This is a genomic window from Peribacillus sp. FSL P2-0133 (assembly GCF_037975445.1).
GTDB classification, from domain to species: Bacteria; Bacillota; Bacilli; order Bacillales; family DSM-1321; genus Peribacillus; species Peribacillus simplex_E.
In genome coordinates this window covers 3,906,263-3,920,819 of sequence record NZ_CP150254.1, presented here as the reverse complement: position 1 = coordinate 3,920,819, position 14,557 = coordinate 3,906,263, and the positions used below count along the sequence as shown (strand labels likewise).

Annotated in this window: 17 protein-coding genes; 13 read left to right on the top strand and 4 right to left on the bottom strand. The window is 39.8% G+C overall.

Translation table 11 applies throughout. The features are described 5' to 3' along the window. Positions 1-53: 53 nt before the first annotated feature. From MKY17_RS18825 to phoU, 7 genes are all read left to right on the top strand, one after another. Positions 54-1,274 (top strand): MFS transporter, encoded by a 1,221-nt coding sequence (locus MKY17_RS18825; RefSeq protein ID WP_098369795.1) that lies wholly within the window; start codon positions 54-56, stop codon positions 1,272-1,274. Between the two features lie 193 nt (positions 1,275-1,467). Next, positions 1,468-3,642: a penicillin-binding protein 2 gene (locus MKY17_RS18820; RefSeq protein WP_098369796.1), complete on the top strand. Its 2,175-nt coding sequence runs from the start codon at positions 1,468-1,470 to the stop codon at positions 3,640-3,642. Between the two features lie 332 nt (positions 3,643-3,974). After that, entirely contained in the window at positions 3,975-4,940 is a 966-nt protein-coding gene (locus MKY17_RS18815) for a PstS family phosphate ABC transporter substrate-binding protein (protein WP_098369797.1), read from the top strand. 84 nt (positions 4,941-5,024) lie between these two features. Continuing rightward, a complete protein-coding gene (pstC, locus tag MKY17_RS18810) occupies positions 5,025-5,966 on the top strand; it encodes a phosphate ABC transporter permease subunit PstC (RefSeq protein WP_098369798.1) in 942 nt (313 codons plus the stop codon). A gap of 3 nt (positions 5,967-5,969) precedes the next feature. Then, a complete protein-coding gene (gene pstA / locus MKY17_RS18805; RefSeq protein ID WP_098369799.1) occupies positions 5,970-6,848 on the top strand; it encodes a phosphate ABC transporter permease PstA in 879 nt (292 codons plus the stop codon). Between the two features lie 22 nt (positions 6,849-6,870). Next, positions 6,871-7,692 carry a phosphate ABC transporter ATP-binding protein PstB gene (gene pstB, locus MKY17_RS18800; RefSeq protein ID WP_141993875.1) on the top strand — a complete coding sequence of 274 codons (822 nt, stop codon included), beginning with the start codon at positions 6,871-6,873 and terminating at the stop codon, positions 7,690-7,692. Positions 7,693-7,710: 18 nt separating this feature from the next. Continuing rightward, positions 7,711-8,364 (top strand): phosphate signaling complex protein PhoU, encoded by a 654-nt coding sequence (gene phoU, locus MKY17_RS18795; RefSeq protein WP_098369801.1) that lies wholly within the window; start codon positions 7,711-7,713, stop codon positions 8,362-8,364. A 68-nt stretch (positions 8,365-8,432) separates the two neighbouring features. On the opposite strand, the gene MKY17_RS18790 is transcribed toward phoU, so the two are convergent. The 3 genes from MKY17_RS18790 to MKY17_RS18780 are packed head-to-tail and all read right to left on the bottom strand — an operon-like array spanning position 8,433 to position 9,267. Continuing rightward, the gene (locus tag MKY17_RS18790) at positions 8,433-8,606 is read right to left on the bottom strand and encodes an endolytic transglycosylase MltG (RefSeq protein ID WP_142323935.1); all 174 of its coding nucleotides are present in this window, start codon (positions 8,604-8,606) and stop codon (positions 8,433-8,435) included. A gap of 8 nt (positions 8,607-8,614) precedes the next feature. After that, a complete protein-coding gene (locus MKY17_RS18785; protein WP_142323936.1) occupies positions 8,615-8,884 on the bottom strand; it encodes a hypothetical protein in 270 nt (89 codons plus the stop codon). Between the two features lie 2 nt (positions 8,885-8,886). Then, entirely contained in the window at positions 8,887-9,267 is a 381-nt protein-coding gene (locus MKY17_RS18780; protein ID WP_098369803.1) for a hypothetical protein, read from the bottom strand. Positions 9,268-9,685: 418 nt separating this feature from the next. On the opposite strand from MKY17_RS18780, the gene MKY17_RS18775 reads away from it, so the two are divergent. From MKY17_RS18775 to MKY17_RS18755, 5 genes are all read left to right on the top strand, one after another. Next, complete coding sequence (locus MKY17_RS18775) at positions 9,686-10,294, top strand: hypothetical protein (RefSeq protein WP_142323937.1); 609 nt, start codon at positions 9,686-9,688, stop codon at positions 10,292-10,294. Between the two features lie 117 nt (positions 10,295-10,411). Then, on the top strand, positions 10,412-10,561 hold the full coding sequence (rpmG, locus tag MKY17_RS18770) for a 50S ribosomal protein L33 (RefSeq protein ID WP_028391797.1): 150 nt from the start codon (positions 10,412-10,414) through the stop codon (positions 10,559-10,561). Between the two features lie 177 nt (positions 10,562-10,738). Then, positions 10,739-11,311, top strand: a complete 573-nt coding sequence (locus tag MKY17_RS18765) for a 5-formyltetrahydrofolate cyclo-ligase (protein WP_098369805.1) — start codon at positions 10,739-10,741, stop codon at positions 11,309-11,311. 76 nt (positions 11,312-11,387) lie between these two features. Then, complete coding sequence (locus MKY17_RS18760; protein WP_098369806.1) at positions 11,388-11,576, top strand: hypothetical protein; 189 nt, start codon at positions 11,388-11,390, stop codon at positions 11,574-11,576. Between the two features lie 177 nt (positions 11,577-11,753). Continuing rightward, positions 11,754-13,292: a rhomboid family intramembrane serine protease gene (locus MKY17_RS18755; protein ID WP_339200297.1), complete on the top strand. Its 1,539-nt coding sequence runs from the start codon at positions 11,754-11,756 to the stop codon at positions 13,290-13,292. Here the strand turns inward: MKY17_RS18755 and MKY17_RS18750 are convergent. Then, positions 13,287-14,144: a hypothetical protein gene (locus tag MKY17_RS18750; protein ID WP_098369808.1), complete on the bottom strand. Its 858-nt coding sequence runs from the start codon at positions 14,142-14,144 to the stop codon at positions 13,287-13,289. The two genes, MKY17_RS18755 and MKY17_RS18750, sit on opposite strands and share 6 nt — an antisense overlap. A 191-nt stretch (positions 14,145-14,335) precedes the next feature. Here MKY17_RS18750 and MKY17_RS18745 point away from each other — a divergent pair, with 191 nt between their 5' ends. Next, positions 14,336-14,545: a YqgQ family protein gene (locus tag MKY17_RS18745; RefSeq protein ID WP_076365307.1), complete on the top strand. Its 210-nt coding sequence runs from the start codon at positions 14,336-14,338 to the stop codon at positions 14,543-14,545. Positions 14,546-14,557: the final 12 nt, after the last annotated feature.

The window sequence follows — 14,557 nt, the reverse complement described above, 5'->3', positions numbered from 1 at the left end:
AATTCTTTTGTTTTTTCAAACACTAGAGTGGAATTTAAAGGAGAGTTAAAACAATGAGTATTTTAGAGAGATGGTTGGGTGAAGCGGGAGGGAAGAAGGATCTGCACCTCCTTTTGTTTATTGGCGGGCTGTACAGCCTAAGTATTGCTTTATCCAATACATTCGTTAATGTGTACTTGTGGAAACAATCCGGTCAAATTGTTGATATTGCCGTATATAATCTAACCGTGGTGCTTTTTCAACCGCTTACTTTTGTCTTTGCTGGCAGGCTGGCGAAAAAGGTTGATCGAATCATTGTTTTGCGTCTGGGTGTTATCTTTTTGGCCCTATTTTATTTATCAGTCTTATTGGTCGGCACACGGGCTACGGATTTCCTTTGGTTGCTTGGAGGACTGTTAGGAATCGGTTATGGGTTTTATTGGCTTGCCTATAATGTATTGACTTTTGAGATTACTGAACCGGAAACAAGGGATTTCTTCAATGGTTTTTTAGGGATTTTATCATCACTTGGGGGAATGGTCGGTCCGATTCTTTCAGGGTTCATCATTTCGAGGCTAGAAAAATTCACGGGTTATTCCATTGTATTCGGATTGTCTTTGCTTTTGTTTTCCGTTGCGGTGTTTCTTAGCTTTTCGTTAAAAAGACGTCCAGCGCATGGCAGGTACTGTTTCCTTCGGATATTGCAGGAGCGGAAAAATAATCGGAATTGGCTCTTGATCACTCGTGCTCACTTTTTTCAAGGAATACGAGAGGGCACATTCATGTTCATCATTTCGATTACCGTTTTCATTCAGACGGATAGTGAACTTGCCTTAGGGAGCTATGGTCTTTTAAATTCGGCCATATCATTCGTTGCGTATTTTTTTGCTTCACGGTATATAAAACAGCCGATGCGAAAAAAAGCAATTCTTATTGGAGGAATCATGTTGTATGCAGGGGTCTTATTGATCGCATTTGATATCACATTCGGGAAGCTTCTCGTTTATGGGGCAATTGTCGCTACCGCTTATCCTATTCTTTTGGTCCCTTATATATCATTGACTTATGACATTATAGGCCGCGCTTGGAAAGCAGCGGAAATGAGGATTGAATATATCGTTGTCAGGGAACTGTTCGTTCATATTGGAAGGATTGTATCCATATCAGGATTCATACTTTCCGTCATGTTATTCGACCTAAAGCAATTACTGCCGATTTATCTGTTAATCGTAGGTGCAGGGCATACCGTGATATATTGGTTTGTACGGAAAATCGATATCATTGACCAAGATTGAATAGAGGCCATAGAGGCCTCTTTTCAATATACATGACTTACGGTTTTAGGATTTATGAGCCGTAAGTCACTTTTTATGTAAAGTTCGTTAGATGTTTAATATTTCTAGAACACTAAGGTAGAAAAAAATATAAATGTTCTATAGAATAGTATAGGACCTATTATGACTATGTAAAAAGGATGTGTGGCTTAGTGTGAATAAAAAGAAAAAGAAAAAGACGCATGTGCCTTTCAGATTGAATATTCTTTTCTTTTTAGTGTTTGTTTTGTTTTCCGCTTTAATTTTACGTTTGGGTGTTGTACAGATTGTTTATGGTGATGATTACCGGCGTGAGATTGAAAGAACAGAGGAAGTGACCGTGAATAATTCGGTGCCCCGTGGGAAAATGTATGACCGGAATTTAAAATTGATGGTCGATAACCAACCACTGGATGCAATTACATATACACGAAAGCAAGGTACGAAACAAACAGAAATGGTGGAAACGGCTGAGAAACTCGCGAAGTTGATCGAAAAGGAAACAAACAAAGTGACTGAGCGCGATAAAAAGGATTTTTGGATTTTGAAAAATCCAAAGCTGGCCGAGAAAAAGATTACGGATAAAGAACGGAAAAAAGTGGAAGAGGGCGAGATGGAAGAAAGTGATTTGTATAAGCTTCAGCTTGATCGGATAACTTTAGATGAAATGAAGCTTTCGGAAAAAGATCTGGAAGTCCTTGCCATCTACAGGGAATTTGCAAGCGGATATGCCCTTACCCCGCAAATTGTGAAAAACAAGAAAGTAACAAAAGAAGAATTCGCCAAGGTGAGTGAAAACCTTGATTCGCTCCCAGGGGTCGATATATCAACAGATTGGGATCGTTTTTATACATATAATAAAACACTCAAATCTGTATTAGGTAAAGTTTCCTCATCTGAAGAAGGATTGCCTAGTGAAAGCCTGGACTACTACCTTGCACGTGATTACAGCCGGAATGACCGAGTAGGAAAGAGTTATATTGAGGCGCAATATGAAGATATTCTCCAAGGGCAGAAAGCGAAAGTAAGGAATGTGACCGATAAATCAGGAAATGTGGTCGATTCCGAAGTGATTACTGAAGGTTCGCGAGGAAAAGATCTTATATTGACAGTTGATATGGATTTACAGCTTGCAACAGAGGAAATCATTGAAAAGCAATTGATTGCCAAGAAAAAAATGGGTAACACCAAATTCTTGGACAGGGCCTTTGTCGTCATGATGGATCCCGATACAGGGGAAGTATTAACGATGGCTGGGAAGAAATATGAGAAGGACCCAAAAACGGGGAAATCCTCGATTGAGGACTTCGCATTAGGAAATATCACGACTTCCTATACAATGGGATCTGCAGTCAAAGGGGCTACCGTTTTAACCGGTTATCAGCAAGGTGCGATCCAGCCAGGTACGTACTTTTATGATACGAAGCTGAAAATCAAAGGTACACCAGCAAAAGGTTCATATAGTGACTTCGGGAACATTAATGATTTGACCGCATTGAAAGTATCTTCGAACGTTTATATGTTCAGAACGGCAATAAATATTGCAGGTGCGCATTATGTGCCGAACGAACCGTTGAATATTAGTTCAAGCGCCTTTTCGACCATGCGAAATTCATTCGCCCAGTTTGGCTTGGGAGTCCGTACAGGGATTGATCTTCCGAATGAAATGAGCGGGTTCAAAGGTTCCGACGTATCTCCTGGTAAACTGCTTGACCTTGCTATCGGACAGTATGATACGTACACACCAATGCAGCTCGTGCAATATGTTTCATCCATCGCAAATGGCGGTAACCGCATGAAGCCGCATATGGTTAAGGAAATCCGCGATCCTGTTGATAATAATGAGGAATTGGGACCTGTTGCCGAAGACGTTTCACCGACTGTCCTTAATCGTCTTGATATGAAGGAAGAGTGGATTGAACGTGTTCAGAGCGGTTTCGATAAAGTTGCGATGGAACAAGGCGGAACGGCTTATAAGTATTTTGGGAATAAACCGTATACAGTGGCAGCTAAAACCGGGACGGCGGAAGCATTCTATGACGGCCCGAACCGGTTGGATTATAGCGAGCCCCAAGAAACGATGAACATCACGCTTGTTGGCTATGCCCCAGCCAAAAATCCGGAAGTCGCTTTTGCGGTCGTTGTACCGTGGGCATACCAAGGACATACAGGCCACAGCATGAGTAAAGAGATAGGTGAAGAAATTATGGATACTTATTTCGAACTGAAAAAAGAACGGGCTAAGAAGGCTAAGGAAAATACCGAAACTTCGACTGATTTGAAAGTGGAGAATGGTAAAGACGTTCAAAAGGACCAGGCTGAAGTTAGGGAAAGTCAAGAAAATGAATAAAAGGTTAAAACACGTTTTTGGGTAAAACCGAAAACGTGTTTTTTTTGTCATAAAATAAAATTGCTCAGTGATGCTATCAGTATGACTCGAGCTTTGCAATTTCCCCTTATGAAAGAGATTTATAATCACTTCAGTTGGAGTAATTTCCCGCACATGTATATACCCTTTGGCCACAAAATAAGAGAGTGATTAAAAGACTTTGACTACCTTTACAATATAAACACAATTATTTACTGAACATTTACAATTGCTTTAAACGGAATTTACAGTCTGAAAGTATGATGTGAGAGTAGGACAAAATATTCATATAAAATTCTTAGGGGGATATACAAATGAGACGTTTCAAATTTATGGCAATGACTGCAGTAATGGGTGGAGTAATCGCAGTGGCAGCTGGATGTGGATCTAATGATACTACAAATAGCGGTAAAGGAAATGAAACGGCTTCAGATCAACTCAAGGGCGAAGTGATTATGGATGGTTCATCGACTGTATTTCCAATCATGGAAGCAGTTGCTGAAGAATATATGGCGGAACAACCTGATGTTAAAGTATCTGTAGGATCATCGGGAACAGGTGGCGGATTTAAAAAATTCATCGCTGGTGAAACGGATCTAAGTAATGCGTCCCGACCAGTCAAAGACGAAGAAAGTGCGTTACTTGATGAAAAGGGAGTTAAGTATACAGAAATGAAGCTTGCGTTTGATGGTATTTCTATCGTTGTCAATAAAGATAATGAGTTCATTGATAAAATGACAGTTGACGAACTAAAAAAGCTTTGGGTTGACAATGGATCAGTGAAGAAATGGTCTGATATACGTCCGGAATGGCCGAAGGAAGAAATTAAATTTTACTCTCCGGGAACTGATTCTGGCACATACGATTATTTCAACGAAGTTATTTTAGAGGAAAAACCAATGGTCGAAAATGCGACTCTTTCTGAAGATGATAACGTTCTTGTACAAGGGGTCGAAGGTGACAAAAATGCGATTGGTTTCTTCGGATTTGCTTACTATGCAGAAAATAAGGATAAATTAAAAGTTGTATCAATCGATAATGGTAAGGGTGCTGTTGAGCCTACCCATGAAACGATTAAAAGCGGAGAGTATGCACCACTGTCTCGTCCTCTGTACACATATGTATCCAATAAAAGTGTAGCTGAAAAGGAACAAGTGGCTGATTATACTCAATTCGTCATTGAAAATGCTGGAGAGCTTTCTGAAGAAGTAGGCTACGTTAGCTTACCGGAAGAAGAGTACAAGAAGGATCTTGAAAAATTGAACGAACTAAAAAAATAATCTGTTTAACAGGCTGCCCAATCTCTTCGTATAAATAGAGGGATTGGGTAGCCCCTTAATATGCTTGTCTGAAATGGAGGATACATGTTGGAACCGAAACAAACAGACACCTATTCCGTACAGCGATTGATTTTAGAAAAGAAAAGCAAAAAAAGATGGAATATAGAGAAAATCATTCCTAAGCTGTTGTTCCTTACAGCTGTGATTTCTGTATTTATAACCATTGGGATAATCCTTACGTTGATTTTTGAAACTTTTATATTTTTTGATAAAGTGTCCATCGTGGAGTTTTTAACAGGACAGAAATGGTTACCTTTTGCATCCACGCCTTCCTATGGGGTTATGCCACTTGTTGTTGGAACGTTGAAGGTAACGGTAATAGCGGCGTTAGTTGCAGTTCCGGTAGGTCTCGCAACAGCCATTTTCTTGAGTGAATATGCATCAGAGAAAACACGGAGAATCATTAAGCCGATTTTAGAAGTTTTAGCTGGGATCCCTACTATCGTTTACGGCTTCTTTGCCTTAACCTTTGTAACGCCAGTATTGCGGGATATTTTTCCTTCCCTTGACATGTTCAATGCCTTAAGTCCTGGGATTGTGGTAGGAATCATGATCATGCCAATGATTGCCTCTTTATCGGAAGATGCACTTGTCTCAGTACCGAAATCGATTCGTGAAGGTGCGTATGCTCTAGGTGCTACGAAGCTGGAAACGACGATTAAAGTGGTATTGCCAGCGGCCATGTCTGGTATCGTTGCTTCAATTGTCCTGGCTTTATCCAGAGCAATTGGAGAGACTATGATCGTAAGTGTCGCAGGTGGATCGACTCCAAGTATGAGTATGGACGTCACAAGTTCTATTCAAACGATGACTGCCTATATCGTACAGGTGAGTACTGGAGACGCAGGGTATGGGACAACGATTTACTACAGCATATATGCGGTTGGAATGACACTGTTCGTCTTTACGCTTATTATGAATTTATTGGCGCAGTTCATCTCCCGCAAGTTCAGGGAGGAATATTAAAACATGAAACTGATAAACAAAAATCATGTTGTAAAGAAAATGCCCACTCGGCTGGCGGTTAACTCGATATGTAAAGGCTTATTCTTCTTAGCAACCTTATTTGGCCTCCTGGTATTGGCCATCTTATTTTATCGGATATTGACTCAAGGAATTGGTCATTTGAATTTGGATTTCTTCCAGAATTTCGCTTCAAGAAGACCGGAAGAAGCTGGTGTAAAGGCAGCTCTTATCGGTTCTATATGGTTAATGGCCGTCGTTACCCCAATTTCCCTTCTTCTCGGTGTGGGAACGGCGATCTATTTAGAGGAATATGCACGAAAGAATTGGATCACCACTTTTATAAAGTTGAATATATCCAATCTGGCAGGTGTTCCGTCAATTGTATTTGGATTACTCGGTTTGACGGTTTTCGTTAGGGCTCTAGCCTTGGATCGCTCCGTGTTGGCAGCAGGTTTGACGATGAGTCTACTCGTCTTGCCAGTCATCATTGTTGCAGCTCAGGAAGCCATACGTTCTGTACCGCGTGATATAAGAGAAGCTTCTTATGGAATGGGTGCAACAAAATGGCAGACGATTTTGAAAGTGGTTCTTCCAGCTGCGATACCTGGTATTTTGACAGGTGGAATACTCGCTTTATCCCGGGCGATTGGGGAAACGGCACCATTAGTGGTAGTTGGTATCCCGCTGTTCATCGCATTTTTACCGCAATCGGTCATGGATACATTTACGGTACTACCGATGCAAATCTATAACTGGACATCACGGCCACAGGAGGAATTCCAGCAGGTTGCGGCTGCAGGTATCATCGTTTTACTTGCTCTGTTAATTTTAATGAATTCGATAGCTGTCATAATCCGTAACAAATTCCAGAAAAGATACTGATTGGAGGAAGGAAAGAATGAATATGACATTAACGGGACCCGAAAAGGCTCCAACAGTTGGAATAGAAAATGCAGATTCTGTTTCCTTAAAGGAAACGGTGTATGAAACGTCAGATCTCAATTTATGGTACGGTGAAAACCATGCTTTAAAAAATATTAACCTAGATATGTATCAAAATGAAGTGACTGCCATTATCGGGCCATCTGGATGTGGGAAATCTACCTACATCAAAACGTTAAACCGGATGATTGAGCTTGTTCCAGATGTTAAAACGACTGGGCAGATTAAATATAGGAACCGTAATATTCTAGATCAGTCTTACAAAGTAGAAGATTTAAGGACACAGGTTGGTATGGTTTTCCAAAAGCCTAATCCCTTCCCTAAATCAATTTATGAAAATGTTATATACGGACCAAAAATTCACGGTATCAAAAATAAAAAGATTCTGGACCAAATCGTGGAGAAGAGTTTAAAAGGGGCAGCCATTTGGGATGAAGTGAAAGACCGTCTGCATGAAAATGCGTATGGCCTTTCTGGTGGACAACAACAGCGCCTTTGTATCGCAAGATGTTTGGCGATTGAACCAGATGTCATTTTAATGGATGAACCGACTTCTGCCCTTGATCCGATATCCACTTTGAAAATAGAAGAATTAGTCCAGGAGCTAAAAAAAGATTTCAGTATAATCATCGTTACCCACAATATGCAGCAGGCAGCACGTATCTCTGATAAAACGGCCTTCTTCTTAAATGGGGAAGTCATCGAGTATTCCGACACTAACACCATCTTTTCGAACCCGAATGATAAGAGAACAGAAGATTATATTACCGGACGTTTTGGCTAATGAAAAGGAGATGCGATAATGGTTGTTCGTGAAAATTTTGAGCTTCAATTAAAAGAATTGCAAGAGAAAATAGTGAAGTTGGCTAATTTAGCTTCAGGTGCGATATCAAAATCATTTACCGCACTGGAAAACAAGAATGTTGAAGAGGCTCTTGAAGTTATTGATGATGATACAATAGCTGATTTACTGGAAGAGGAAATTAATGACTTTGCGATTTTACTGATTGCTAAGCAACAGCCGGTTGCGATTGATTTAAGGCGTATCATTGCTGCCATAAAAATCGCTTCGGATATTGAAAGGATGGCGGACTTTGGTGTGAATATCGCTAAATCAGCCATCCGAATCGGTGACCAGCCATTTATTCTGCCTTTAACACCATTAAAGCAGATGCATGATATTACATTAAAGATGATTCAACTTTCAATAGAAGCATTTGAGAAGGAAGATGTTGTCCTTTCAAGGGAAATCATTGAAATGGATGATGAGGTTGATCGCTTTTATGGAGATATGATTCGAAGTCTCCTTCGCCTTTCAGAAGAAAAAAACCTTCAGCAGGTTACACAGCTTTCCTTAATTGCTCGATATTTGGAAAGGACAGCGGACCATACAACGAATATCGCAGAGAATATTTACTTCCTGGTAAGAGGGAGATATATCAGCAGGAATGAATGAACCCATCCTAATTGAAAAAAGAGAGGCTTTTTCTCGGACATCGTCCATTTAAAAGTCTCTCTTATTCATTAATGGGTCAAAGTATTGGCCAATTGTCTATATGTCATATTATTAGTAACAACAAACTCGCCGATTTGTATATTTTTTGAGAAATCACGGTCATTCATGTAAGCTTCAAATTCAGCAGCATCATCGATGATTTTTTCCTTGGAAAGGCTATCGGCAATTTCGGTTGCGGTCATATTCGTTTTCACTTTAATTGTATGGGTGACGATGGAGGTATTTTTTTTGGAGCCGCTTTCTCCATTGAATCCTTATCTGGATCCTTTGGTTGGACGGTCTTTTTAGCTTCCTCCATAGGAAGTGTAACGACGAATCCCTTCTTCACGAGCAATTCCTTAGCTTCCTCCGCAGTAGGGGTGGTGCCTACGAATAATCCGGTGCCATAATAATAGCCAGCAAAGATTGTTGTGGTAAAAATGATACCGGCGGAAAGACCTTGCAGTCTTGCTTTGTTCATTTTCATTCACCCCGCACTCTTTGCTGCTCGATCACTGAAATGGTTTGTTCCTTCGTTAACGAGGATTGTCTAGCGATCTGGTCCAAAGAAAGACCTTGACTATGTAAAGATAGAACCTGGCTTTTTAGAATTTCATGAATGGGTTCGATATCATTGGGATTGACAGTTGATTTATTCTTTACAGGGGGAACAATGTCGTCCTGGATAACGAATTCCTCTTCAAGAATCTTCACCTTCATCTTTAATTGGTAGATATCCTGCATATACGTTAGTGTCATCTGTTCTAAATCTTCTTCTAATTTGGTAACTTTATCTTTACCGAAAAAGGAAATGATGAGAAGGACGATCGCTAATGAAAAAAGGAGGATGATAAGTGTTTCCATGTTTTCACCTCAAAAGATAAATTTCGACAATATACTTATATTTTACATATATTTTTAAAAAATTGGAGATTTTCATATTCAAAGTGGGCCGTATATTTCATTTATTGTCTATTTTTTTAAAAATATTGTCGAAAAGCCTTATGACCGTCGTTGAAGAAAAAAAATTAGGTATTAAAATGGGAAAAAAAACCTTTGGGAGATAACATACATAAAATTCGACAAAAAGTGTTTATTGTCCATCAGCCAATTCAGTGCTAACATAAAGATAGAATAAATCGAAAAAAACAAAATATTTTGAATAGTTAAAAATTGGTCGACCTATAAGAAAATGGTGTGCAGATTCTAAAGTGGATTGTTTCACTGTCAGCGCCTAACGATAAGTTATATAAGGATAAATAAAGGGGAAGGGATGATTATTATGAATTCGCTATTCGCGTATATGCCGCAGGATAACCAGGATATATTTCGTAAGGGACTAAAGGCTGGGCTATGGATGGATGAGAGTTTTGATTGGTATCCTGAGGAAGATATGATGAGTCATCCTAATGGAGAAATCCGGACACTTTCACAAACATATACCCAAGGGAAGGTGACCTTTTCGAAGTTCACGATTAGGAATACCTCATTCGAGACTAAGCGCCCTAAAGTGTTTTTTCACTATGAAAACGCTTTCGAAAGGCAGGCAGTAGCCTTTTACAGCCCGAATGAACGGGCGATCTTACATGTAGCCCCTCAATCGATTGCCTTATTGGGTGGATTGGTGAAAGGAAAAAGCATCTCTCAATATTGCATCCAAGGTAAGGGAAGCCTTTATCAAGAGGGATGCTTCAAATCATTGAAAGAAGGACTCCTGGCTTATTCACCGCTCGCCAAAGGGGAAGTTACCAGCGTGTTTACGTTAGAGACGGAAATCTTACCGAAAGAATGTGTGGAAGCTGTGGCTTGGGTCATTCATGCTGAAACGAAAGAAGAAGCGAAAGTTATAAATAATCAGCTCCTCCTGACGATGCAAAACGTAAACAATTAAGAATTCAAAAAAGTTAATGTTGGATTTCCAAAAAACATACTAGCAATTCGCATTGAATAATGATATTATAGAAAAGTCCTATGTGAAAATGTCAATATGTTTGGAGGGAAATACACAATGCGCGTGAATATTACATTAGCTTGCACTGAATGTGGAGACCGTAACTATATTTCTAAAAAAAATAAACGTAACAATCCAGACCGTCTTGAGCTTAAAAAATACTGCTCAAGAGAAAAACGCAGCACTACTCACCGTGAAACAAAGTAAGCAACAGGATTTTTCCTGTTGTTTTTTTTATTCATTTTTTTAATTCCTTCTTTCTCACTTTCCTTTAGTGAATATTTTTAGAAAGACTAATGATTCGGCGATTTCCGACACGGTATTTTCGGAAATGAACAAATATTATGAGATAATGATAGAAGTAGACTAAAGGAGTCGGAAGAGATGAGAGAAAACAAGAATAAGCTCCGTCAAGAAGTTAGGTCCCGTTTAATGGAGCTGACTAAAGAAGAACATGAAGAACTATCGAACAGAATCGCTGAAAACTTATTTTCGCTGGAGGAATGGAAAAAAGCTGAAACAATTGGCATCACCATCTCCATCCCGCCTGAAGTTCCAACGGTACGGATCATCGAACAAGCATGGAGTGAAGGAAAAGAAGTGGCTGTTCCAAAATGTGATCCTGAAAAAAAGACAATGGAATTCAAAAAAATTTCGTCCTTCAATCAGCTGGAGTCTGTTTATTACGGATTGCTAGAACCAGTGGCTGATACAGCCAAGGCTCGCAAAGAGGAAATGGATGCATTGATCGTACCCGGTCTTGCTTTTACCAAGGAAGGGTATCGCCTAGGCTTTGGAGGGGGCTATTATGACCGTTTCCTATCCTATTACCGGGGAGATACATTGGCCCTTACATACGAGCTTCAATTAATGGATGAACTCCCGATAGAGGTACATGATATAGCGGTCGGCAAACTAATTACCCCATCCAGGGTTATACGCACGTACGCCCATTAAGAAGAAGTTTATTAATTATCACTTTTAGCTCATAAAAATCCTGTCCTGTATCAAACTATTGATAGGAGGGATTGTTATGCTTCGATTAATTGTTCAAATCTTCTTGGTTGGTTTAGTTGTTTATGCAGGTTACCAAAACAGGTACCGCCTGATAAATGTTGCGCTGTCCAACGGCATACTGAGAAGATTTCTAGTGACTAAATCCTTGGATATGCCAATGTTCAGGGATAAAATGATGCAAAGCATGTTCACTCAGACCAAATGAGGATGCCGGCATCTTAAAAAGGAACCTGATCAGGGGTTCCTTTTTAATTTATAAGGATAGGGGAGAGTGGATTTTAAACAGTCTCCTTTTTTACTTTTTACATGATTTCGTCTATAGTTTTAATTAAAGAAACAGGAATTTTAGAAGCTTAAGTTTCATTGGAAAGTGGGGAAGGCATTGGGATTTAAAGAGGATTATTTGTTTTGGGAAACCATAAGGGAGTTGTCTGCCCATCATGATTATCGAATGATCACTGTCACGGAAAACCATCAGGAGATTTGGCTTGAGAGCGATAAGAATAAGGAGTTTCCAGTCATAAGACTCATTCGACATGATTTGGATTGGGCTAATTGGCTGAAACGCGATATCCACCGAACATTGCAGAATGGGGAAAGGATCAGAAGGAAATTATACAAGAAGCCCATAAACATATTAAGTATCTATGTTAGTAAATTCGCCCCGGTGGATGATCATGACTTTAGTTCACGGGTGGCTTCCTTTAAAAAAACGAATGTTAACACGTTTCTTTTAACGTGTGAAAACTTTCATGATTCGCTGCAAAACCTTGAACTTGTTTTGAAAAAGCCACTCTCAATTCAAATTCTTGAAGAAAATGAAATAGATGAGGAAAAGGTCCTCGCAGTAAAGAAGGCCGCCATCTCGGAGTCAGTCAAAAAGGCTAAGGCAGAGCAGAAGGTTTTTCAAAATGCCAATAAGCCGTTCTTTACATATATATTAATGGCGATACAAATAGCTGTGTTCATCTTGATGGAGTTTAATGGGGGCAGCACCAATTCCAAAACTTTGATCGAGTTTGGAGCTAAATTTTCCCCTTATATCATACAAGGGGAATGGTGGCGGTTCTTTACACCGATGATCGTCCATATCGGGTTCATTCATTTACTGATGAATACATTTTCGTTGTATTTAATCGGTGCTGAAGTTGAAAGGATTTACGGTAATGCCAGGTTCCTTATCATCTATATATTCGCTGGTTTCGCTGGAACTCTAGGCAGCTTCATCATGACCCCGAATCTTTCCGCAGGAGCGAGTGGAGCCATTTTTGGCTGTTTTGGGGCACTTTTGTACTTTGGCATCGTCTATCCGAAATTATTCATGCGCTCGATGGGCTCATCGGTAATCGTATTGATCATCATTAACTTAATATATGGGTTCACTGTTTCGGGAATTGATAATGCAGGGCATATCGGAGGTTTGATCGGAGGGTTCTTGGCTGCTGGAGTGGTCCATCTGCCAAAATCCAAGAATATCTTTCGGCAGCTGGCTTTTCTGATAGGGACGGTAATACTGACCTATGCCCTGCTGCAATTTGGTTTCAATCATCAGGAAAGTGCAGCTATCGATGATAATACCATGGCCATGATGGCCCAAAAGTATATAGATGATGATGAAGAGGACAAAGCGGAAGAGATGCTAGTCAATTATGTGGATGCAAACCCTGAAGCACCGCTATCGCTTTTTATGCTGGGAAATTTATCTTTTGATAAAAAGGACATATACAAAGCTAGGGATTATTATGAAAAAGCGATTGAAAGTAATCCGGATTTGCATGAAGCCCATTACAATCTTGCCTTAGTCTACATGAATCTCGAATCATTCAATCAAGCTAAGGAGCAAGCTGATAAGGCTATTGAGCTTGCCCCGGATAATAAGTCATACACTAAACTGCTGGCGGAAATTGAAAAGCAACTATAACTTTTGACGCAACATGATTGGGGTACCGTCTTTCAGGGTAAACAAGACAAGTATTTCACTTTGATTCTTTGCCATAAGCAAAAGGGGGGTGGTGCTACCTTGTGGACTCACAGTGGTTCCATCCTCCTTTTTTATTCCCAACACATAATTTTTGTAAAGTCCTTCCCATAGTTTCCCCACAATTTCCTCCCGTTTGAATTGGGGGAAGGCAGCAAGCCATTGATTTTTCTTTGACGGCAGATCTGTTAAAGAGATGATATTGTATTGTTCGAGATTAACCTGAAAAGCTTGACCAGCTTTCTCCAAACCATTTCGAACCGTTTGATCTGTCAAGCCGTCCAGCGTTTTTTTCCACTGAACCTGTTCTTCTGAAAGGGGACGGTGGAAAAATTGAAAAGCCGGTGTCGTTACTGTATAGAGTTTATCTTTACTGAGCTGCTGGGCACTGGTGAAAATTGTGTCACTCGGATGAACCTCGGCATAATGAAACGTTACCGCTTCATAACGCCCGCTCTCAGATTCTTTAGATTTCGCTTTTTGAGAGAGTTCTTGTTTATTTTGGCGCCAATTTTTTAAAGCTCCTGCCAATTTTCCATTTTTGTATAAAAGCGATACGTCCTGACGTAAGTAAGCAGGCTGGTCCAAAGAAGACTCCACCCTCCAAGTGATGGTATAGGTGGAATCCCCGGTACCCTTCGGTGTCAGACGGGTGGAGGCATGTTCAAAATGGAGCGAGGAATCGATGGGAAAAAAAATGATGGTTTCCTCTGTCTGTTTATGATTTGATAAATAAAGGATGACAAAAATGGTGGTTAAAACCAAAAAGACGGTATACTTCAATTGTACTTTCATTTTTCCCCTCCGTTTTCACGCGTGATGAATGCATTAAAAACATTAAGCTGTTAAATCAAATCGAAAGAGTCCACATTCTTGATATTTCATCATATGAATATAATTGGACATGTATGAGGGGAAATGGGCGCTTGTTACAAAGAGGCTGATTCGATATACTTTTCCTATAGAAAAGAGTAAAGAGGTTTACAATGAAAACATATTATGATCTTCAACAATACTTGAAAAGATTTGGTACATTTATCTATATTGGTGATCGCTTAGCCGAGCTTGAACTGATGGAAGCCGAAATAAGGGAAATCCACCGTATGCAGATGATGGATACGAAAGATTATCAAATGGCGATTCTTTTAATTAGGCAGCAATTGTCTCTTGAAAGGGAAAAACAGAAAAAAAATTGATAAAAAAGGTGA

What these genes read in the sequence shown, in the direction of transcription:
- pstC (WP_098369798.1), top strand. Translation starts at nt 5,025, where the DNA reads ATGTTGGAACCGAAACAAACAGACACCTATTCCGTACAGCGATTGATT.
- MKY17_RS18765 (WP_098369805.1), top strand. Translation starts at nt 10,739, where the DNA reads ATGAGAGAAAACAAGAATAAGCTCCGTCAAGAAGTTAGGTCCCGTTTA.
- pstB (WP_141993875.1), top strand. Translation starts at nt 6,871, where the DNA reads ATGACATTAACGGGACCCGAAAAGGCTCCAACAGTTGGAATAGAAAAT.
- rpmG (WP_028391797.1), top strand. Translation starts at nt 10,412, where the DNA reads ATGCGCGTGAATATTACATTAGCTTGCACTGAATGTGGAGACCGTAAC.
- MKY17_RS18825 (WP_098369795.1), top strand. Translation starts at nt 54, where the DNA reads ATGAGTATTTTAGAGAGATGGTTGGGTGAAGCGGGAGGGAAGAAGGAT.
- MKY17_RS18815 (WP_098369797.1), top strand. Translation starts at nt 3,975, where the DNA reads ATGAGACGTTTCAAATTTATGGCAATGACTGCAGTAATGGGTGGAGTA.
- MKY17_RS18780 (WP_098369803.1), bottom strand. Translation starts at nt 9,267, where the DNA reads ATGGAAACACTTATCATCCTCCTTTTTTCATTAGCGATCGTCCTTCTC.
- MKY17_RS18785 (WP_142323936.1), bottom strand. Translation starts at nt 8,884, where the DNA reads ATGAACAAAGCAAGACTGCAAGGTCTTTCCGCCGGTATCATTTTTACC.
- MKY17_RS18790 (WP_142323935.1), bottom strand. Translation starts at nt 8,606, where the DNA reads ATGACCGCAACCGAAATTGCCGATAGCCTTTCCAAGGAAAAAATCATC.
- phoU (WP_098369801.1), top strand. Translation starts at nt 7,711, where the DNA reads ATGGTTGTTCGTGAAAATTTTGAGCTTCAATTAAAAGAATTGCAAGAG.
- MKY17_RS18745 (WP_076365307.1), top strand. Translation starts at nt 14,336, where the DNA reads ATGAAAACATATTATGATCTTCAACAATACTTGAAAAGATTTGGTACA.
- MKY17_RS18760 (WP_098369806.1), top strand. Translation starts at nt 11,388, where the DNA reads ATGCTTCGATTAATTGTTCAAATCTTCTTGGTTGGTTTAGTTGTTTAT.
- MKY17_RS18750 (WP_098369808.1), bottom strand. Translation starts at nt 14,144, where the DNA reads ATGAAAGTACAATTGAAGTATACCGTCTTTTTGGTTTTAACCACCATT.
- MKY17_RS18775 (WP_142323937.1), top strand. Translation starts at nt 9,686, where the DNA reads ATGAATTCGCTATTCGCGTATATGCCGCAGGATAACCAGGATATATTT.
- pstA (WP_098369799.1), top strand. Translation starts at nt 5,970, where the DNA reads ATGAAACTGATAAACAAAAATCATGTTGTAAAGAAAATGCCCACTCGG.